Origin of the sequence: Nonomuraea sp. SYSU D8015 (assembly GCF_008065375.1) — a bacterium.
Classification (GTDB): Bacteria; Actinomycetota; Actinomycetes; order Streptosporangiales; family Streptosporangiaceae; genus Nonomuraea.
This window is the reverse complement of sequence record NZ_VJYI01000038.1, coordinates 1-19,597: the sequence shown is the minus strand read 5'-3', so window position 1 is coordinate 19,597 and position 19,597 is coordinate 1. Positions and strand designations below refer to the sequence as shown.

The 19,597-nt window shown below is 68.1% G+C and carries 25 protein-coding genes; 24 read left to right on the top strand and 1 reads right to left on the bottom strand.

Annotated features, from left to right (window positions below; translation table 11 throughout):
• The first annotated feature begins 61 nt into the window (after positions 1-61).
• From ID574_RS55745 to ID574_RS55655, 19 genes are all read left to right on the top strand, one after another.
• Positions 62-934 carry a hypothetical protein gene (locus tag ID574_RS55745; RefSeq protein ID WP_188197225.1) on the top strand — a complete coding sequence of 291 codons (873 nt, stop codon included), beginning with the start codon at positions 62-64 and terminating at the stop codon, positions 932-934.
• Between the two features lie 48 nt (positions 935-982).
• On the top strand, positions 983-1,936 hold the full coding sequence (locus ID574_RS55740; RefSeq protein ID WP_188197224.1) for a major capsid protein: 954 nt from the start codon (positions 983-985) through the stop codon (positions 1,934-1,936).
• Positions 1,936-2,286, top strand: a complete 351-nt coding sequence (locus tag ID574_RS55735) for a hypothetical protein (RefSeq protein ID WP_188197223.1) — start codon at positions 1,936-1,938, stop codon at positions 2,284-2,286. Before ID574_RS55740 ends, ID574_RS55735 begins: the two co-directional genes overlap by 1 nt.
• Positions 2,273-2,614 carry a hypothetical protein gene (locus ID574_RS55730; protein WP_188197222.1) on the top strand — a complete coding sequence of 114 codons (342 nt, stop codon included), beginning with the start codon at positions 2,273-2,275 and terminating at the stop codon, positions 2,612-2,614. Before ID574_RS55735 ends, ID574_RS55730 begins: the two co-directional genes overlap by 14 nt.
• Before the next feature lie 9 nt (positions 2,615-2,623).
• Entirely contained in the window at positions 2,624-3,019 is a 396-nt protein-coding gene (locus tag ID574_RS55725) for a hypothetical protein (protein WP_188197221.1), read from the top strand.
• 7 nt (positions 3,020-3,026) lie between these two features.
• Entirely contained in the window at positions 3,027-3,350 is a 324-nt protein-coding gene (locus tag ID574_RS55720) for a hypothetical protein (RefSeq protein ID WP_188197220.1), read from the top strand.
• Positions 3,347-3,721, top strand: a complete 375-nt coding sequence (locus tag ID574_RS55715; protein WP_188197219.1) for a hypothetical protein — start codon at positions 3,347-3,349, stop codon at positions 3,719-3,721. The genes ID574_RS55720 and ID574_RS55715 overlap by 4 nt, the downstream gene beginning before the upstream one ends.
• On the top strand, positions 3,718-4,179 hold the full coding sequence (locus ID574_RS55710; protein ID WP_188197218.1) for a minor capsid protein: 462 nt from the start codon (positions 3,718-3,720) through the stop codon (positions 4,177-4,179). The genes ID574_RS55715 and ID574_RS55710 overlap by 4 nt, the downstream gene beginning before the upstream one ends.
• Before the next feature lie 71 nt (positions 4,180-4,250).
• Complete coding sequence (locus ID574_RS55705; RefSeq protein WP_188197217.1) at positions 4,251-4,730, top strand: phage tail tube protein; 480 nt, start codon at positions 4,251-4,253, stop codon at positions 4,728-4,730.
• On the top strand, positions 4,727-5,209 hold the full coding sequence (locus ID574_RS55700) for a DUF7426 family protein (RefSeq protein WP_188197216.1): 483 nt from the start codon (positions 4,727-4,729) through the stop codon (positions 5,207-5,209). The genes ID574_RS55705 and ID574_RS55700 overlap by 4 nt, the downstream gene beginning before the upstream one ends.
• Before the next feature lie 14 nt (positions 5,210-5,223).
• Positions 5,224-5,430, top strand: a complete 207-nt coding sequence (locus ID574_RS55695; protein WP_188197215.1) for a hypothetical protein — start codon at positions 5,224-5,226, stop codon at positions 5,428-5,430.
• 206 nt (positions 5,431-5,636) lie between these two features.
• Positions 5,637-7,730: a phage tail protein gene (locus tag ID574_RS55690; RefSeq protein ID WP_188197214.1), complete on the top strand. Its 2,094-nt coding sequence runs from the start codon at positions 5,637-5,639 to the stop codon at positions 7,728-7,730.
• A gap of 2 nt (positions 7,731-7,732) precedes the next feature.
• Positions 7,733-8,614, top strand: a complete 882-nt coding sequence (locus ID574_RS55685) for a hypothetical protein (RefSeq protein WP_188197213.1) — start codon at positions 7,733-7,735, stop codon at positions 8,612-8,614.
• A gap of 138 nt (positions 8,615-8,752) precedes the next feature.
• Complete coding sequence (locus ID574_RS55680; protein WP_188197212.1) at positions 8,753-9,307, top strand: hypothetical protein; 555 nt, start codon at positions 8,753-8,755, stop codon at positions 9,305-9,307.
• A 35-nt stretch (positions 9,308-9,342) separates the two neighbouring features.
• Positions 9,343-10,500 (top strand): hypothetical protein, encoded by a 1,158-nt coding sequence (locus tag ID574_RS55675; protein WP_188197211.1) that lies wholly within the window; start codon positions 9,343-9,345, stop codon positions 10,498-10,500.
• 49 nt (positions 10,501-10,549) lie between these two features.
• Complete coding sequence (locus tag ID574_RS55670) at positions 10,550-11,227, top strand: hypothetical protein (RefSeq protein WP_188197210.1); 678 nt, start codon at positions 10,550-10,552, stop codon at positions 11,225-11,227.
• 110 nt (positions 11,228-11,337) lie between these two features.
• Positions 11,338-14,067: a fibronectin type III domain-containing protein gene (locus ID574_RS55665; protein WP_188197209.1), complete on the top strand. Its 2,730-nt coding sequence runs from the start codon at positions 11,338-11,340 to the stop codon at positions 14,065-14,067.
• Positions 14,068-14,088: 21 nt separating this feature from the next.
• Complete coding sequence (locus ID574_RS55660; RefSeq protein ID WP_188197208.1) at positions 14,089-14,766, top strand: hypothetical protein; 678 nt, start codon at positions 14,089-14,091, stop codon at positions 14,764-14,766.
• A complete protein-coding gene (locus tag ID574_RS55655) occupies positions 14,763-15,071 on the top strand; it encodes a hypothetical protein (protein WP_188197207.1) in 309 nt (102 codons plus the stop codon). The genes ID574_RS55660 and ID574_RS55655 overlap by 4 nt, the downstream gene beginning before the upstream one ends.
• Before the next feature lies 1 nt (position 15,072).
• Here the strand turns inward: ID574_RS55655 and ID574_RS55650 are convergent, their stop codons facing one another.
• Complete coding sequence (locus ID574_RS55650) at positions 15,073-15,273, bottom strand: hypothetical protein (RefSeq protein ID WP_188197206.1); 201 nt, start codon at positions 15,271-15,273, stop codon at positions 15,073-15,075.
• 47 nt (positions 15,274-15,320) lie between these two features.
• Here ID574_RS55650 and ID574_RS55645 point away from each other — a divergent pair, with 47 nt between their 5' ends.
• From ID574_RS55645 to ID574_RS55625, 5 genes are all read left to right on the top strand, one after another.
• Positions 15,321-15,617, top strand: a complete 297-nt coding sequence (locus tag ID574_RS55645) for a hypothetical protein (RefSeq protein ID WP_188197205.1) — start codon at positions 15,321-15,323, stop codon at positions 15,615-15,617.
• Entirely contained in the window at positions 15,601-15,873 is a 273-nt protein-coding gene (locus tag ID574_RS55640; protein ID WP_188197204.1) for a hypothetical protein, read from the top strand. Before ID574_RS55645 ends, ID574_RS55640 begins: the two co-directional genes overlap by 17 nt.
• Positions 15,874-15,887: 14 nt before the next feature.
• The gene (locus ID574_RS55635) at positions 15,888-16,634 is read left to right on the top strand and encodes a CHAP domain-containing protein (RefSeq protein ID WP_188197203.1); all 747 of its coding nucleotides are present in this window, start codon (positions 15,888-15,890) and stop codon (positions 16,632-16,634) included.
• Between the two features lie 80 nt (positions 16,635-16,714).
• Positions 16,715-17,101 carry a hypothetical protein gene (locus tag ID574_RS55630; RefSeq protein WP_188197202.1) on the top strand — a complete coding sequence of 129 codons (387 nt, stop codon included), beginning with the start codon at positions 16,715-16,717 and terminating at the stop codon, positions 17,099-17,101.
• Positions 17,102-17,435: 334 nt separating this feature from the next.
• Positions 17,436-18,878 carry a chymotrypsin family serine protease gene (locus ID574_RS55625; RefSeq protein ID WP_188197201.1) on the top strand — a complete coding sequence of 481 codons (1,443 nt, stop codon included), beginning with the start codon at positions 17,436-17,438 and terminating at the stop codon, positions 18,876-18,878.
• Positions 18,879-19,597 lie beyond the last annotated feature (719 nt).

The window sequence follows — 19,597 nt, the reverse complement described above, 5'->3', positions numbered from 1 at the left end:
CGCTGTGTTGTCGGGTCCGCCTGGCGCGGGCCCTTTCTCATGTCCGGCTCCGGGAGGGCCAGTGTTCGATCACATGCTGCCGACGACGCCTGGCGCGATCATCGGCCACCGCAGGAACGGCCAGCCGATCCGGCTCATCGCCGGAGGCGCTGAAGGTGACGGGGGAGGCGAAGGCCAGCCGCAGGACACGCCGCAGGGCGACGGTCCGGAGGCCGGGGTGACGCCGCCCGGCCAGCAGCCTGGCCAGCCTGACCCGCTCGCCGCAGCTCGGCAGGCCGAGCAGAAGGTCAACCCCGACGCCATCAAGGTCGATCAGTTGCCCGACTGGGCGCAGAAGATCGTCCGTGATGCGCGGAAGGAGGCGGGCGACTACCGCGCCATGCTCAAGCAGGCGCAGAAGGAAGCGGAGGAGGCCGCGGCCAAGAAGGGGCCGTCTCCGGAGGAAGTCACTGCGCAGGTGCGGGAGGAGTTCGCCCAGCAGATCGGCAAAGCTCTGGGGCTGGTGGCCGACGAGCAGGCCGAGAAGCTCACCCCCGAGCAGGTGATCGAGAAGCTGACCTCTGAGAAGGACCAGACCGCGAAGGAGCGCGACCAGGAGCGGGAGCGGCACCGCCGCGCGCTCGTCGAGCTGGCCGTGCACCGGCAGGGGCTCAAGATGGGCGCCGACCCCGACGCGCTCCTCGACTCGCGGTCGTTCGTGAAGAAGATCCGCGACCTGGACCCCGACAGCGACGACTTCGGGACGAAGCTCGGCGAGGTCATCCAGCTCGCGATCGATGAAAACCCAAAGTACAAGGCGGCGTCGATGTCCGGGCCGCCCACGCGGAGCGGAGGGGAGTTCGCCGGCGGGCCTGGCGCGCGTCCTACCGGCTCCGAGCCCAACGTCGATGACTTCCGCAAGCGCCGCGCGGCGGCGAAGGAGAAGTCGTCCTAGCACTCTCGTTGGCGGTCGCCAACGGGCCCACGTCAGGAGTAAGGCCCGATGCCGAACACGTTTCTGACCCCCAGCATCATCGCTCGTCAGGCGCTGGCGAACCTCTACGAGACCACGGTCATGAGCCAACTGGTTCACAGGGACTATGAGGAGGAGTTCGTCAACCGCATCGGCGACACCATCACGATCCGCAAGCCCGCCGTCTTCGAGGCGACCCAGTTCAACCGGACCACGGGCATCGTCATCCAGAACGCGACCGAGGGCAGCATTCCGATCAGCCTCGACAAGTTCGTGGACGTCTCCTTCGCTGTGACCAGCGAGGAGCTGACGTTGGACATCGTTGACTTCAACGCCCAGCTCCTCGCTCCGGCGGTGGAGGCCATCGCGCAGCGGATCGACCGCGACATCCTGTCGCTGCGGGCCGACGTCCTCCAGCGCGTGGGCACGGCCGGGACCACGGTGACCGGCGTCGGCGGCCCCGTCACCGGCACCAACGAGTGGAACTGGGACAACCCGCGCGTCGTCATCGACGCGCGCAGGGTGCTCAACCAGAGGAACGTGCCGCCCACGGATCGGTACGTGGTGGTCGGGCCGGAGATCGAGGCGCAGTGGCTCGGCGACCCGCTGTTCCACCAGAGCGACCACAGGGGCGACACCGAGGGCCTGCGTGAGGCGAACCTGGGTCGCAGGATCTTCGGGCACGACGGTTACCAGACGCAGAACATCAAGGGCCCGGCGACCACGCCGACGTCCGGCCAGCCCAACACGGAGATCGGCGTCGCGTTCCACAGGACGGCGTTCGCCCTCGTGACCAGGCCCTTGGTTCTGCCGCAGGGCGCCGCGAACGCGCACGTCGAGTCGTACAAGGGGTTCGCGCTCAGGGTGGTCATGGGCTACGACCAGGCCAAAAAGCAGGATGTGGTCAGCATCGACACCTTGTACGGAGTCAAGACGCTCGACCCGGACCGCGCAGTGAAGATCCACGGGGTGCAGGCGCCGTGATGTGGCGATACCGGAACGCCAACACCGGCCACGTCGTGGACTTCCCCGAGCGGGACGCGTGCCTGGACATGCTGCCGAACTGGTCGGCCACCGAGGTTGGCCCGGACCGTGCCGACGCTCCCGCTTCGCCCGCCGTTCCGCCGCCGCCGCTGGTCGATGTCGTGGCAGCGGCGACGGCGGGGGTCCGGCCGCCAGAGAGCGCCAAGAAGGACGCGTGGATCGCCTACGCCGTCGCCCGCGGCATGAACGAGTCCGACGCCCGCGCCCTGCGCAAGGACGCGCTGATCGAAGAGTTCGGCGAGAACGCCGACAACGACGAGGACGAGGAGGGCAGCGATGGCCAGGATTGACCTCGCCGTGACCGCGATGCCGCGCACCGGCGTGAACCTCGCGGCTGCGCTGACGCCCGCGAACGCGGACGGGCACGCCTTCCCGCACTCGTCGAAGCGGCAGATCCGCGTCAAGAACACCGCGAACGCGGCGCGCACGGTGACTCTGGTCATCCCCGGCGAGCTGGAGGGCCAGCCGCTGCCGGACGTGCCGTACATGATCCCGGCGAACACCGGGGATGTGCTGATCCCGCCCCCAGGCGACGTGTACCGGCAGAGCGACGGCACGGTGTGGATCAACTACGACGACCCGGCCGGCGTCAGCGTGGCCGTGTACGAACTGCCCTAGGAGGCCGGGGTGGTGGTGTACGCGACCGGGGCCGACTACGCGGCCTACACCGGGCAGCCGGCCCCGGCCGGGATCGACGCGGTGCTGGCCCGCGCGTCGGAGCGGATCGACGAGCTGCTGGTCGGCGCGGTGTATGACGTGGACCCGGTCACGGAGTTGCCGACCGACCCGAAGGAGCGGGAGGCGATCGCTCGGGCGACATGCGCGCAGGCGGCGTGGTCGCTGGCGGTCGGCGACCCGTACGGCGTCGCCGCGGCGTTCTCCGACGTGAAGATCGGCTCCGTCTCGTTGAAGCGGGCCGGGGACGGCGGGTCGGGGCCGGCGCGGCACGCGCCGGACGCGGCGTCGATCCTGCGCACGGCCGGGCTCCTGCCCGGCTACGTGATCGACCAGGGCGCCTGGTGAGGCGGTCATGCTGATCCCGGAGTGGGTGTTCACGCACACCGCGGTCATCGAGCCGTTCGAGGGAGAAGGCGCGTACGGGCCAATCTTCGGCGACCCGGTCACCAAGAAGTGCCTGGTGGACGACGAACGCAGGCTGGTCCGCAACGCCGAAGGGTCGGAGGTCGTCTCCGATACGACGATCTTCTTCCCGCCCGGCACGCACTGCCCAGAAGGGTCGCGGGTGACCGTCCCGCCGGGGCCGGACGGGCGCACGACGACGGTCATCGCGTCCTACAACCGCTCCGGCGGCGGGCTGCCCACACCAGATCACACGGAGGTGGTGTGCCGATGACGGACCGCGCGATCGACGTGGACGTGCGCGTGGATCTGCACGTCAACCCCGACGAGCTGGAAGGCAGGGCGCGGCGGGCGATCGAGACCGGGCTCCAGCAGGCCGCCGAACACGTGCTGACCATGACCGAGCCCAAGGTGCCGTGGCAGACCGGCGACCTGGAAAGGTCCGGCAGCGCCGTGGTGGACCGGTCGAACCTGGAGGGCATCATCTCGTTCGATCAGCCGTACGCGGTCGCCCAGCACGAACAGCTCGACTGGGAGCACCCGCTCAAGGGCGAGCCGAAGTATCTGGAGACCACCCTGTACGAGGAGGCCGCGGTGGTGCGGGCGATGCTGGCCAAGGCGGTGCGGAAGGCGCTCGGCGGATGACCACGCCGATGCCGGGCCAGTTCTCGCGAGCGCTGCTGGACGGGCTGGCGCAGCTCCTCGCCTCGCGCGGGGTCGGCGTGTGGTCGCCGGTCGGCAAGTACACGCCGACGCAGCTCGCGTTGTCGATCGGCGGCCTGCCCACCACACCGGACACCGCCATCAGCCTGGCGGTGTACGGGACCGGCGGCGACGAGCTCGACAGCGGCGACTCGACCGTGCTTGTGCAGCTTCGCATGCGGGCGAAGGGTGACCCGCGTGACGTCGGCGATTACGCCGATGCCATCTTCGCCGTGCTGCACGGCCTGACCGAGACGCGGCTCCCGTCCGGGGTGCTGGTGCTGCTGGCGCGGCGGACGGTGGTGGCGCCGCCCGGCCGCGACTCCTCCGGCCGGTGGGAGCGGGCCGACTCCTACGAGCTGATGGTGCACTGGCCCACCCCCCAGCGGGACGACGAGTAGCCCCGCTCCTCTTTCCATTTCGCGGCCCCCGCGCGGCCGGGGTTCCCGTGCGCACGACAAGGAGAACGATCATGGCTCTGGTGAGCATGCTCGCCAAGCACTGGTGCATGGACGTCAACACGGCCGGGATCGGCGCACCCACGTCCGCGTGGACGCGTGTCCGGGGCCTGTCCAAGTGGGAGAAGACCACCGACGACAACGTGGAAGATGATGGCGACTTCGATGACGAGTCGGGCTACGGCCGCGACATGATCACTGAGCGGAAGTGGAAGATCGAGGCCGAGGGCAAGCGGAAGAAGAACACCGGCGCGACGTTCGTGCCCGACGCCGGCCAGGAGTACATCCGCCAGGCCGCCCGCAAGGTCGGGGACGAGGCGTTCATCGAGGTGCGCTGGTACCGGCGTGACGGCTCGGACGAGGCGTACCAGGGCACGTGCCAGGTCAACGAGTTCACGGTCGGCGGTGAGAAGACCGACCTCGAACCGTTCTCTTTCACATTGCTCGGCTCCGGTGAGGACGTCGAGATCGACAACCCGCTGGTGGCGCCGTGACCGGATTCCGCGACCTGGACGAGTTCTTCGACCCCAACCTGCGGCTGCCCATCAAGGGCAAGACGTACGTGATCCCACCTCCGGACGCGGAGGTGGGCCTGCTGGTGCAGCGGCTCATGCACGCCGGGATCGCCGTCGAGGCCGGGCAGGACGTGGACACCACGAACCTGAACGAGCTGGCCGAGACCGTGCTCACCAACGAGAGCAAGGACAGCGACCTCTACCAGAGGCTGCTCGGCCCCGTCTGGGACGAGCTGTTCGCCGACCGCCTGGACTGGCCCGTCATCCAGCACGTCGGCGAAACGGTGCTGCTGTGGGTCGCGGCCGGGATCGACGCCGCCCGCCGCCACTGGGAGGCCGGCGCGGGGGAAGCGGAGGCCCCGAATCGGAAGGCTCGCCGGGCGAGGGCAGCGGCGGCGAGATCGACCCGGTCACGGGGCTCCGCGACTGGTACGACCCGGACGACGGGCTCAGCCTGACCGGCGGGGCGTCCGTGTCCTGGCTCGACCTGCTGAGCCGGTGGGAGCTGGTCGAGGCCGACCTGCACCAGGTGTTCGGGATCGACCTCGACCAGTCGTCGGCGCTGCGGGGCCGGTCGTGGCGGTGGCTGCGCACGAGGATCGCGGGGCTGCTCGTGTGTGACTCGCGGATCGCTCGCGCGCTCGACCCGGGCGACGACCGGGCTTCCCGTCGCCGGTAATCGTTGGCGGTTCCGCCAACTTACCCGCCAACACATTTTCGATCTTGAGTTGAGGGGCGGTCGGGATGAACGTCGGCGAACTGTTCGCCAGGCTGCGGCTCCGCAACGACCTCACCGGGCCGCTCGGCCGCGCCCTCGACTTCTTCCGCGACAAGGCGAAGGAGTTCGCCTCCCACGCCGGGTCCATCGCGTCCGGGTCGGCGCAGATGGGCGGCAGGCTCGCCGCGCTGTCGGTGTCGGGGGCAGCCGCCGCGGCCGGTCTGGCGTCGGCCGCGCAGGGCGCCATCGGCCTGGTGGCGGCGCTCGCTCCAGCGGCGGGGATTGTGGCCGCGCTGCCGGGCGCCATTGCGCTCAGCCGCGCCGCGCTGATCACGTTGCAGGTTGCGTTGGCCGGGGTCAAGGAGGCGTTCTCCGCCGCGCTCGCGGATGATCCGGAGAAGTTCGCTCAGGCGCTGGAAGGGCTGTCACCGGCCGCGCGGGCGGCGGCGTTGGAGCTGCGGGCCGCGAAGCCTGCCATCGATGGCCTGAAGTCGTCGGTGCAGGATGCGTTCTTCGCCCCGCTCGCCGGCCACATCACCGCGCTCGCCGCCGTGCTGTCGGGGCCGCTCCAGAGCGGCATGTCCGGGGTCGCCTCGCAGATGGGGCTCGGCGCGGCGGAGGTGGCGCGGTTCGCCGCCTCGGGCCAGACCGTCTCCGCCGTCTCTTCGATCTTTGCTTCGCTGCGGTCCGCCGTGGCGGCGCTGCTGCCTGCCATTCAACCGCTGCTGGCCGGGTTCCGTGACCTGTCGGTCGTCGGCGCCGGGTTCTCGGCCGGGCTCGCGCCGGGGATCGCCGCCGCGGCGGCCCGGTTCGGCGAGTTCCTGTCGCAGGCCGCCGCCTCCGGTCAGGCGCTCGCCTGGATGCAGGGCGCCGTCGATGTGCTGCGCCAGCTCGGCGCGATCGCCGGTGACCTGGTCGGGATCGTGCGGGGCGTCTTCTCGGCGATGCAGACCGGCGGGTCCGGCGCGCTCGGCGTGATCGGCCAACTCTTGGCCCAAGTGAACGCGTTCGTCAACTCGGCGCAGGGTCAGCAGATCCTCGTCACGATCTTCCAGAGTCTCGCCCAGGTCGGCGGAGCCCTGTTCCCGATCTTCCAAGCGCTGGCCGGATCGCTGGCCCTCGTTGCGCCGCACGTGGCGGCCATCGCGGTTGCGCTGGGTCCTGGGCTGGCCGCCGCCGTGTCCGCGCTCGGGCCGGCCCTGGCCGCGCTCGGTCCTGGGCTGACCGTGGTCGCGCAGATGCTCGCACAAGCGTTCGCATCGCCCGAGCTTCAGGCCGGGCTGCTCGCGCTCGGTCAGAGCATCTCGGCCGTGCTCGCGGCGGCGGCCCCGCTGCTGCCGGTCGTCGGGCAGCTCGCCGGGGTTCTGGGTCAGCTGCTGGGTGCGGCGCTCGCGAATCTGGCGTCGCTGCTCGCTCCGGTGATTTCGGCGCTTTCGTCCGGTTTGCAGCCCATTCTTCCGGTTTTGTCGGCTGCGATCATGGAGCTGGCGGCGGCCACGGCCCCGCTCGCGGCGGCGTACGGACAGCTCCTGGCCCAAGCCCTCCAGACGATCTTGCCGCCGCTGCTGCAACTGGCGAAGGATCTGCTCCCGCCCTTGGTGGAGCTGACCAAGGCCCTGATCCCGGTGATCACGGGCTGCGTGGCCGCGTTCTCCCAGGTCCTCGGGGCTGTCCAGCCGCTGATCCCGCCCTTGACGCAGATCGCGACGGCGCTCCTGCCGTTCTGGATCAAGATCATCACGGCGGTGGTCAAGCTCATCTCGGGCGACTTCCGGGGAGCCCTCCAATCGATCATGCAGGCGATCAAGGGCTTCGGCGACACGATCATGAACGCCGGAAAGGCGCTCATGGACGGCCTCTGGCGGGGCATCGTCGCCGCCGGAAACCAGATCAAATCCAAGATCGTCGGCTTCCTCAAGTCGATTCTCCCGCAACCCATCCTGGACTTCCTCGGCATCGCCTCGCCCAGCAAGTTGTTCATGCGGATGGGCCGCGAAGTCCCCGCCGGACTCGCCCTCGGCATCACCCAAGCGGGCGGCCTGGTCCGCACCGCCGTGCAGCGCATGGCGGGGATCGTCGCCGGCGCGGGCATCCCCGACATGGCCGTGCCGGGCCTCGCGCTCCCCGGCGGGAACGGTGCGGGGCTCGGCGGCATGTCGCGGGTCGTCGTGCACCAGACGAACTACTACCCGCAGGCCGAACCGACCAGCACGAGCGTCAACCGCGGGCTCCAGCTCGCGGGCGCACTGGGGGTGATCTGACCGTGCCGCAGTACACGCTGGACGGCGTGCCGCTCGACCACCCCGCAGGCTGCTGGAAGCTGAAGCGCGGCACGCAGCGCCGCCCCCTTCCCGGGGCGCGGGCGGTCCGCGTCACCGTGCCCGGCCGCGCGGGGGAGCTGCCGATCGTCGGCCTCGACCACGAGCTCACCAGCTTCAGCTTGGTGTTCACCGTGACCGGGGCCACTCCGTCCGGAGGGCACGGCGGCTTCCCCCAGCTCGAAGCCAACCTCGAAGCCCTGTCCGCGCTGCTCGGCGTCCGGCACCGGCTCATGACCCTCCGCTACCAGGCCGGGTCGATCGTGCGCGTCGCCGACGTGACGATCGTCGCCGCCTCCGAGCCGGAACTGTGGGTCGGCGCCGCCCGCGCCCGCCTCACCGCCGTAGTGGAGGTGCCCTCGGTGTACTGGCGCGACGAGACGGTCACCACCTGGGAGGGCTCGGCGAATGCCAGCGGGCAGCCGATCACCACGCTGGCCGGGAGCACCGCGCCCATCACTGACTCGCTGATCAGGGTGACCGGGCCGGCCACGAACATCACCATCCGGGACGCGGCCACGCAGGGCGCGGTCGGCCTGCTCACCTCCGGCAGCAACAGCATCACCGCGTCAGAACGCCTGCTGATCGACTCCGCCGCCATGCGCGCCGCCGTCGTCACCACTGACATCTGGGACCTCGCCGCGGGCACGGACCGTACCGGCGTCATCTCCGTGTTCGGGCCAGGTTCGGCGTCCCGCTGGCTGCACCTCACCCCTGCCGTCGCGGTCGGTGACCCGTTCTCCCGCGCCGTGCTCATCTCGTGCTCCGGCTCAGGCGTCACCGCCGCCTCGAAGCTCGAAGTGCGAGCGCGGCGGGCCTACCTGTAAGAGGGCGTCTTCGATCCCATAAAACGATCTTCATTGGATGGCGATAGACAGTCTCGTGCATCACGACAGCCTGTTGCTCTTGCACCAAGCGGACTCTACGTTCGAAGCAAGAATGTCAAGCGGGTAAGGGGAGTTCAGATGGATGCGCAAACCGTAATTGCCATCAGCGCCACTATCATTGCAATCGCATCCCTGACGGTGTCCATCTACCAATTGAGAGCCAGTCGGCTGCACAACCGCCATTCCGTGCGCCCTCTTCTCCAGTTGAATCTCCGCACGGTTGAAGGAGAAGTGTCTGGCATCGAATTGCAGAACATCGGCCTCGGTCCGGCCATCATAACAGGCACTCGGGCGTGGCTCGACGGGCACGACTTGGGAGCCTGGAACAGAGTGACATCCAGACAGGCGCGTGCTGGCATAGTGCCTCGTCCGGGCGCCTCCTCGCTCTCCGACGGTATGGGCATCCCATCTGGTGAGAGCATGTTTCTTTTGAGCATGGACGCCTGGAATCGGACAAAGCATGGCGCTTTTCGGAAACTGATTGAACAGCGCATCGAGTTTGAGATACAGTACGAATCTTTATACGGTGGAGAACGCTACTGTGTAACCACTAGGACGCCCTCATGGCGAGCCGATGCGCAGTTGCTTCCGCACTCTGCAAACCCTGAGGCAGAGGGGACGGTAAACCCTTAGCCGGATAAGGTGGGTCATTCCGTTAAGGGGGGCTGGTGCCATTCGACCTCAGGCTCGTCGCTTACGCCCCCAACGGAGCGCGACTCGGCATCCTCCCCCACCCGCTGTACATCCAGGCCGCCTGGCCGCTCAACGATGTCCCTGGCCTGAAGTTCGCCTACTCCGCCCATGCCGTGGGCGCAGACCTGATCGCAGCGCCGTGCGAGATCGGCGTCCAGTGGTCAGCGGACGGCAACGTGTGGACCGAGAACGGCGACGGCCGGTTTCTGCGGATGCTCCGCAGGGGCGACAGCCTTGACCCATCCGGCGTGTGGCATTTTGACTGCCCCAGCTACCTGTGGATGCTGAAGAAAGCCGTCACGTACGCGCACGCCTCCATCACGCCCGTGAACGGGCAGCGCGTCTACGGCTCACCGACCCCGAACGCGACCGCCGGGTTCATCATCAACTCGCTGCTGACCGAAGCCCAAGCGCGCGGCGCCCTATCCGGGTTCGGGTGGACGTTCACCGGCACCCTCGACACCGCGGGCCTGACATGGAACCAGACGTTCGGCCTCGGCATCCCGCTCGGCACCGACGTCCTCGCGGTCCTGCTGATGCTCGTGGACGCGGGCCTGATCGACATCCGCATGACCGGCCCCCGCACCCTGTCGGCGTGGCGGCCCGGCACCGCCATCTTCCGCGACCTCACCACCGGCGGGAACCCGGTGGAACTGGCAGGCGGCCGGGACATCCGCGCCGCGCCCGACGTCGGCACCCTGGAGGACATGGCAAGCGCGGCGTACGTCGTCGGCGACGCCTCCTTCCGCCAGGAGGTGACGAACGTCGGCACCCCGCTGCCGTGGGGCCGGTGGGAGACCAGCGTCCGCCAGGTCGGCGTCTCCGAGACGAACGCCGCGAACCTCGTCGGCAGCTCCCTGCTCGTGCGCGGAGCGGTCGAGCGCGTCCAACGCACCCGCGAGCTGCTGTTCGCGCACAACACCCGGTGGCTGCCTCTGCGGGACTATCTGCCCGGCGACCGCATCTACGCCCCCGGCGAAGCGGGGCAGCGGGTCGCGTTGCGCGTCCGCCAGATCACGCTCACGCGCACCGACCGCGGGGTGGCCGGCGGGAACCTTGTCCTCGATGACCGGCTCGCCGACAACGAGATCCGGCTACGGCGGCGTATCGCCCACCTCGCCCACCGTCCCTGAGAGGGAGAGCTACGCCGCGCCATCGGCGTCCATGAGTTGGTATGGAAGCATGCATCTTTTCTCCCGCATCGGTCGTGCCCAAGTCGCTCGCCCCGGCACAGAAGAGGTTACGTCTCCTAACTGGGACCTCACCCAAATAGCCATCACCCAGTACGCCAGCCTGCGAGCGGAAATAGTTCAACTTTGTCAGCTTCAGGCTCAGATGATCACCCTGGCTGTTGTGGCCTTCGGCGCTATCCTCCCTGTGGGGTTACAGGCCAAGAACGCTGCGATCATCCTGATCTACCCGCTCTTATCGCTCGTACTTGGCCTCGTGTGGCTGTACAAGGCCCACTCGATCACCCGGATCGCAACATACCTCCGGACAGTCGTCGAAGCTCGTGTAGGCCAGGAATGCCTCGGCTGGGAACATTTCGTTCAAGAACACCCGATGCCCCGGCGATGGCTCGCCTATTGGGCGATACGGTCAGTCTTCCCGGTAACCTCGGCTTTGGCCATCGCCGTGAGCGTCGCTGTCGCAGTCCCGGGAGCTTGGCTCTTCGTCCTCTACGGCCTAGCCTTGACGATCTTCCTGCTCACTGTCGCGATCTTCGTTTTCTGGCGAGAGGCAAGTCCGGAATTTCCAACGCGTCGCTTCACTGGGTCATCCAACCCGAGATCCGGCACCACTCGTCCGGTCCCCTTGGAAGAGCGAAGCAACAGCGAGAAGCCAGCAGGGCACCGATAGCTGGCGGACCCAGCCCAGGGGCGAACGCTCAAGCGTCGAGTTTAGAAAGGGCCAACGGCCCATCCCGTGGCGGCCCATCCCATCAGTGCCGCACGCCTGAGAGGAGCGACGTGCAGGTCATCACCCCTGGGACGGCTGAGCCGTACGATCTGCGCCTGATCGCCTACGCCCCCAACAGCGGCCGACTCGGCGTGCTGCCGCACCACCTCGGGTTCGAGGCCGGACTCCCACTCAACGACGTGCCGTCGCTCAAGGCGACGTACCCGGCGGCCGGCGCGGGCGCGGACTGGCTTACGCAACCTGTGGAGATCGCCGTCGAGGTGTCGATCGGCGGCGGCCCCTGGCTGGAACCGAACGACGCACGCTTCCTGCGGATCAAACGCGGCAGCAACGCCACCGACGCCACCGGCGCCCGCACGTACGAGTGCCCCGGTTATGCGTGGATGCTGCGCAAGCTCGTCTTGTACGCCGGCCCGGTCATGGCTGACGACAAGCGGCCGTTCTCGGCCGTGTCGGCGGGGGCGATCCTGCGCACCTTCGTGGACGAAGGCCAGGCCCGCGGTGCGCTGCCCGGCCTGTCGGTGGCGTTCACCACCACCCACGACAGCGCTGGTCAGCCGTGGGACAAGACGCTCACCCTCCAGATCGAGCCCGGCACGGACCTGCTCACTCTCCTGATCAACCTGTCGGAGCAGGGGGTGCTCGACTGGACGATGTCCGGCCGCACCCTCCGCGTCTACAACGAGGGCACCATCCTGGGCGAGGACCTGGCCACCGGTCCCGGCCCGGTGGATCTGCGGTTGGGGAGGGACATCGACGACGCCCCGGCGACGGCGACTCTCGAGGATCTGGTGACCGCGATCCTCGTGCGCGGAGAGAAGGGCCTCGCGGTCGAGGTGACCAACCCGTCCGCGCCGCAGCCGTGGGGGAGGTGGGAGACGTCGCAGTCGCAGGGCGGCGTCACGGACGAAGGCACCGCGATCCTCCTCGGCACGAACGCGCTCGAACGCGTCGGCCGGGAACGCACCCAGCTCACGCGCGGCATCCGGTTCGGCGCGGCACGCTTCCTGCCGCTGGTGCACTACCGGCCGGGTGACGTGGTGCTCGCGCCCGCCGACGAGGGCGTGATGGAGCCGGTGAGGGTCCGCCAGATCACGCTGTCGGTAGACCAGGATGGCGGGCTCGGCGGCAACCTCGTCCTCCACGACCGGTTCATCGAACGCGAGATCAGGCTCGCCCGCCAGGCCGCGGGGATCCTGGCCGGCGGCGTCTCCTCCGGCGGGACGGGCGGCGCTCCGGCGCCGGAACCGTCCGGGCGGGTCGCCGCAGCCCCGACCGGGCTCATCGTGGCCACCGCGGCGTACGTGGACGAGCACGGGTTCGCCCGCGGGCAGATCACCGCGACCTGGTCGCCAGTCGTCGCCGATGTGAACGGTGTGGCGCTCGACGTGGACGGCTACGAGGTGTACGCCCGCGTCAACTCCGTGGGCCAGGTGTGGCGGTTGATCGCCACCTCCGACGACACCACGGCCACCTACAGCCCGCTGGTCGTGGACACCACGTACGCGTTCAAGGTCCGAGCCACCGCACAGGGCACCAAGGGCGTGTTCAGCTCGGAGTTCGTGGTCCTGGTCCCGGACGACGTCACCCCGCCGCCCGTGCCGTCCGCGCCGGTCCTGTCCACGCGGCTCGGGGTGATCGAGGCCGCGTGGGACGGGCTCGGCAGCGTGGGGGAGCCGATGCCCGCCGACTTCGAGCACGTCCGCGTCCACATGGCCAGCGCGGCAGACGGCCCCTACCAGGTGGTGGACCACCTGCGGGCGGCTGGGGCGGCGCTCGTCACCGACCAGCCGTACAACAGTCCGAGATGGTTCCGGCTCACGGCGGTGGACCGGCGCGGCAACGAATCCGCTCCCTCCACCTCCGCGTCAATCGCCACGCAGCCGCTGGTGAACGCCGACGTGATTGGCAAGGTGCTGGACGGCGCGAACATCATCGACGGGACGGTCAACGCCGCCGACGCCCTGATCGCCAACACGATCACGGGCGCGCTGATCCAAGCCCTGGCGATCGACACCCCGCACCTGCGTGCCAACTGCGTGACGGTGGACCAGCTCGCGGCCGGATCGGTGGACGCGGCGGCGCTGACCGCCACGGCGATCGACGGCAAGACCATCACCGGGGCGTTCATCCGCACCGCGGCCTCGGGCCGGCGGCTGGAGTTCGCTCCGCCCGGCGCGACTTACCCGGAAATCCGCTTCATCCCCGCCGCGTCCGGCACCAACTACACCAGGTTGCGCACCCGCGACGACCGGTTCACGGGCGAGGCCACGTTCGAGGTCACCTCGGGCACCAACTCGGCGGTCACCGCAGCCAGCCAGACGACGATCGCCGCTGGGTTCATGCAGATGCAGGTCCGTGACGCCACCCTCACGGACCCGAACGGCGGCCTCATGGAGCTCGCCGAGTCCTACGCCCGGTACGGGTACTTCAAGGACGCCGCCCGCGAACAATACTTCTGGTTCGACAACACCGGCCGCACCCGGCACGTCGGCAAGTGGTGGGACTTCACCGTGCTGGGCGCGACGGCGGGCATCCTGGCCGGGTCGATCAGGTTCAGCCCGGCCGGGTCCGGCGCGAACATCCGGTTTGTGAGCTACGGCACGGAGATGGACGGGAACATGGGGCCGGTCTCCGTGCTGCGGCGCGGCCTGGCCAGCCCGACGTCGCACACGCCGTCGGGCTCGTGGTACGTGACCGAGTCGCTGACGACCGGGTTCCGCATCAGCTCGTCGTTCCCGGACGGGTTCGCCGTCTACTGGTGGTCGCACCGCCATTAACACCCATGAAGGGGATTGATCATGCCTGCTGAGGTGGTGCAGGTGTGGGACGCCGAACTGTCCTACACCCACACGCCCCTGGCCGAGACGTCCACGCCGGTCGCGCCCCACGTGGACGGGGCCGAACCGCTGTGGTGCGTCTACCAGTTCGCGCCGGCGACCGGGGTGGAGATCCATCACGCGCTGCCGCACACGCTGCTGGAGTGGCGGTGCGCCCTGTACGGGATCGACCCGGACGACATCACGACACTGCTGGACGTGGCGCTGCATGAGCCGTACATCCCGGCACCGGACGACGTACTCACCCGCACCGCCGACCCGTCCGCCGTGGCGGTGCTTCAGGCGACGCACGGCCTGCCCACCTGCTGGACGCCCGGCGTGCCGGACGAGGAGCGGCGCGCCGCCTACCTCGCCCGGATTGCCGCGGTGAAACAGCACCGGGTCCGAATGGAGGCCGCCCCGCAGGCATTGCGCGCGGAAGCGCTCGCGTACGTCGGCAGCACGCGGGCCGCACCTCCGGACCCGTTGGAGCCGATCACGTCGCTGATCCGCCTCGACCCCGTACGGGTCGAAGCGCGGCGCATGGCCGTCGAATGGCTGCGCGCCTCCCGCGCCGACAAGCTCCCGCAGCCCACGTTCCAGCTCAAGCCCGGCGGGACATTCGTCGGCATGCAGCCCCCGCCGGGAGGTGCCGTGTGAGCACCGACGACATGCCCAGCCTGGCCGTGTCACTGGAGACGCTGCGCCGCCTCGTCGAGGTCGGGTTCGAGCGCACCTCCGGGCAGACGGCCCTGATCCTGCAACGCCTCGACCAGGTGGACAACCGGCACGCCGAGCTGGCCACGCGCGTGGACGAGCAGGACACACGGCTGGCCGAGCTGGAGCGCACTGCCGTCACCCGCAATGACCTTGGCGCTCGCACCCGACTGATCATCGCCATCGTGACCGTGCTGCTCCTGGTGGCGGGCACGGTCATCTCGTTGATCTCGCTGACCCGCAGCTGAACTACTTCTTGGGCTGGTTCCTGTCGTGTGCTGCCTGGATCCGCTTCGCTGCGCCTGACGTGTTCAGGGGGTCGTCTGGGTGGCGCGACGCGGACCGCATCGCGCTGGCCTTGTCCTTCGCTGACGGGCCGTTGCGCTTGCCGCTTTTGCCGCCTGTGCTGCCTTTGCTGGCGCCGCCCTTGCCGTTGCTGTTCTTCGCCATGGCCTGAGTATCCCGGCCCGGCCGCTACCAGAAAGGTACGGGTTGCCTTGCTGGTGCTGCCCGTTCGCGACGGCGTGCTCGTTGTGCCCGCCGTTCTTCCCATCCGCATCAGCGACGACGAGCTCAAGATTTCCGTCGCTGACTGGCTCGCCCTCAAGGAGGTCAGCATGTCCAACGCCTCAGACGAGGAAGTCCCGATCCTGGACGGCCAGGACCCGCTCCCGGTGGCGCCGTTCGCCGACGCCGGCGTATCGGCGCTCGACCCCGACCAGGAGGAGCTGCCGCAGGAGCCCGGCAGCGCCATCGAAGACGAGGAGGTGGCCACCGATGAGCAAGAAGGCTGAGCCCCGCCCGACGACCGGGCGGATCGTCCGCTACCGGGGCAAGCACGGTCTGCACGCCGTCCGCGCGGCCATCGTGACGGCCGACATCGACACTCTCGACCCCGAGGGCGTCCGCGTCGGCGCGGTGCCCGCGCTGGACAGCGACCAGCACGTGCATCTGCTGGTGTTCACTCCCGGCGCGCAGGGCTTCTTCCACGAGTTCAACGTGCCGCCTGGCGACGAGCCCGGCACCTGGCATTGGCCGGAGCGCGTGTGATGGCCAGGACACCCGTGGACCGTCTCCTGGCGGAGGCCCGCGCGCAGCTCGGCTACACCGAGAGCCCCTCGGGGTGGACGGTGTTCGGGTCCTGGTGGGCCAAACGGCACGGCAAACCGTCGTCGTGGGCGCTCGCGCCGTGGTGCGACATGTTCATCGCCTGGTGCGCGAACAAGGCCGGGCTGCTGCCGGTGGTCGGAGATCACGCGTGGACGGTCGGCCACGCCGAGTGGTTCAAGAACCGCGGCCAGTGGGGGCACACCCCGCGCAAGGGCGCGATCGTGTTCTTCGACTGGGGCGGCACCCGCGACATCAAGCGCATCGACCACGTCGGCCTCGTCGAGGCCGTGCGCGACGGCGGCCGGACCATCGTCACGATCGAGGGCAACACACAGAACCGCGTCATGCGCCGCTGGCGGAGTCTCGAGAACGTGGCCGGGTTCGGCTACCCCGCCTACCTCGGCACCACCGCCGCCGCGAAGCCGAAGCCCGAGCGGTACTGGACGGAGGAGATCGTGAAGAAGCTGCCGACGCTGCGTCTCGGCGCGGGCAAGAACAAGAACGACCCGCTCCGCTGGCACGTCAAGACGCTGTTCTATCTGCTGCACGCGCGAGGGTACGGCGTCAACGGCGGCGTGGACGACACCGTGTTCGGCGAGCCGCTGCACGACGCGCTACGCCACGCCCAGCGGGCCGCCGGCGTGCAGGACGACGGGGTGTGCGGGCCGAAGACGTGGGCCGCGCTGCTGCGCGTCGGCTGATGGACGGCCTGCACTCCCTCGCCCAGCTCTATCTCTCGCGGCCTGCCGAACGGCGGGCCTTTCGCATGCTCGGAGGCATCATGTCCACCAGCAAGACCCCCACCGTGTGGGGGCAGGAACCGGCCGCCCTGCTCTACATCCTGAACGCGCTGCTCGCGTTCCTCGTCACCATCCCCGCCCTCGGCCTCACCGAGACCGCCGCAGGCTACATCTCCACGATCGGATCCGGTGTGCTGGCACTCATCGTCGCCGTCCAGACCCGGCCGTGGGTCGTCTCGGCGCTCACCGGCGCGGTCTCCACGATCCTCACCGGGGTCTCGCACTTCTGGCTGGTGCTCACCCCGGCGCAGACGGCGGCGTTCATCCTGCTGGTGTCGGCGGTGCTCGGCCTGGTGCTGCGCGGCCAGGTCAGCCCGAGGTCCGGCCCGGTCGCGCACGTCGTCGTGGTCGAGGAGAAGCTGCCGTAGCATCCCCCGAAGGACAGGCCGACAAGGCCCTCTGCTCGCCCATTCCGGGCGAGCAGAGGGCCTTCTTCGCGTTTCTGCACGGCATCGCTAATGCGACGGACTCGCCCATCTGTAACAAGTGGAAGATGAGGGAAACTTCAGGTCTGGTCGCCCCCTTCGGGGGGTCTCACCGGCTTCTGAGGGATAAATACCTCCTGCCAACTGCGGCTCGATGATATGAGGTGTCGGGTTACCAGATATCAAATTGATCACGACCGCTTGTTGATCTCTTGTGCTGGGCGCGGCAGCCTTTGATTATGATCAAGACACTTTGTCAAGATCGCACGGAGGTTCGATGCAGTTACCGGCCAAGGGTAAGATTCTGATCACTGTCGCACTAGCATCGCTGCTGACATCCGCGCTCGTCGCTCCATCCCAAGCGTCCACCACGAACAGCGATCGAACGATTATCGCCCTTCCCCGGGAATCTCAAGCCATCCCGAAGCGCCCCACCCTGGAAGCGATCAAACGCACCGCAAAACAGCAGAACATCAGCCTGGCCGACGCAATTGACGCCCATGTGGCTCACGCAGTGGCAACGAATCCGAGCGTCACCGCACGAGCGAGAGCAGACGGGCTGGATCCAGCGGTCGTCGAGCCCGAAATGAAGATCGACGACCTGTGGGTCAGCGAGTTGACCGACATGAAGGTTGCCGCCAAAGGCAACAACATTACCCTCGAAGAGGCTATCGAAACGATAGCCTGGCAGCCGCGCCTGAACGAAGTCGGCGCCAAGCTCAAAGAGCGTTACCCCACAGAACTCTCCGGCCTGGCCGTGCTTGAGGATGGCCGCAAAGCGCAAATCGGGTTCAAGGGCGAGATTCCTGCCGACGCGATAGAGCTCGCCAAAACGCTGCCGGTATCCGTCGAACTGGTGGGCAACAAGGGATTCTCGGAAGAGGACCTGGAGGAAGCCCGGGATGCAGCTTATGCCCAGGTCAACGCGCGACGCGACCTGGTGGAGACCCTCACCGGCAGCTACGACACTGACACCGGCGTCGTCACGATCACCATCAAGCCTCACGCCATGCCTAGGGGCGTTGCCGCGCAGAAAGCCGTTTCAGCACAGTTGCAGCCAGCGCAACCAGCCAACAAGAAAATCAGTGTCAGCCTGCGCTTTACCGAGGACGACCTTATGGTCCCTCACGACAAATACATGAGAGGTGGCGGTGTACTCGGCGGCTGCACAACCGGGTTCAACATCATCAACCAAAATTACCCCAGCGACCCTGATCAGCGCAGAACTACGACCGCCGAGCACTGCGGTAGGGGCCCCGCCAACTATGCCAACCATCCCACGCAGGCAGGCTTTACGCCGCTAACTGACTACGCGAGCGGTTCCTCGACCTATGACATTGCGGCATGGACTCGCGGCGACTTCACTGTGACCAGAACGTTCTACTACGACCTTAACCATGCACGTTACGCGTACTATATCGGGACCAGTCCCGCCAGGAATCAGAACATATGCAACTTTGGCTGGGCCACAAACGAAGCGAAGTGTGCGAACATAGCTCAAATTAATGTGGATGGAGGTGCCGGGACGAAGGGGCTCATCGTCATGGACCGGAACATTAACCTGAAGGGTGATAGCGGCGGCCCGTGGTACAAGGGAAATACTGCCTGGGGAATACATACGGGCACCATCAACGGCAACTCGGCCTTCACTCCCGCCTACCTGATCCCTTCGGCCCTCGGTGCCTCGTGGAAGGTGTGGACGGCTCCACCGGGGACCTAAGATAGCGCCATCGTCTGTACCCCGGCGATCCATGTGAACGCGTGTCCAGAAGGTTCTGGACACGCGCTCCGCCTGAGGAGGCCATGTGAGGGAGCGGATCCACACGATCTTGTTACGGGTGACTCTGGCCAGCCTTGCTGCTGTTGGGGCCGGTTGCACCACTGACACGTCTGAAGGGCCGCGGTCGGACCGGACAACCACTGAGGGCCAGGATCGCATAACGGTTGTAGGGCAAGACCCTCGAATCTTGTTGCATGACGGGTCCGGTCCTGCGATGCAAGCACTTCTCACCGGTCAGCTAATCTACAGCGCCTCAACCAAATGCCTCACTGTCGAGCGGGCAGAGTCGGCAGAACCTCCAGTGGTTCTTCTTTGGCCGCCAGGGACCGATCCCATTAGCGAAGGAGGTAAGCGCGGCGTGCGCCTGTCTGACGAGGGCGCCACCCTTTTGAGTGGAACCGTTGTGAAGATCGGGGGAGGGTTCGTGAATTGGGAGGCGCACCCGCCTGCCGGGATCACGTTTCCCAATCCCTGTGTGGCCGACCCTGCCAAGGCCGACATCTTCGAGGTAAGTCCTGTGGACCCGGTTGGTTAACGAGCTTGAAGGCGTGATGTCGTCCAGGGCTGACAGGTGACGGTCCTAGCGGTATGCCTGGCCAATGAGGTATCCGCAAGGCGGTGGACTGACAGCCGAGCGGCGTGCGTTCCGGGAGAGCATC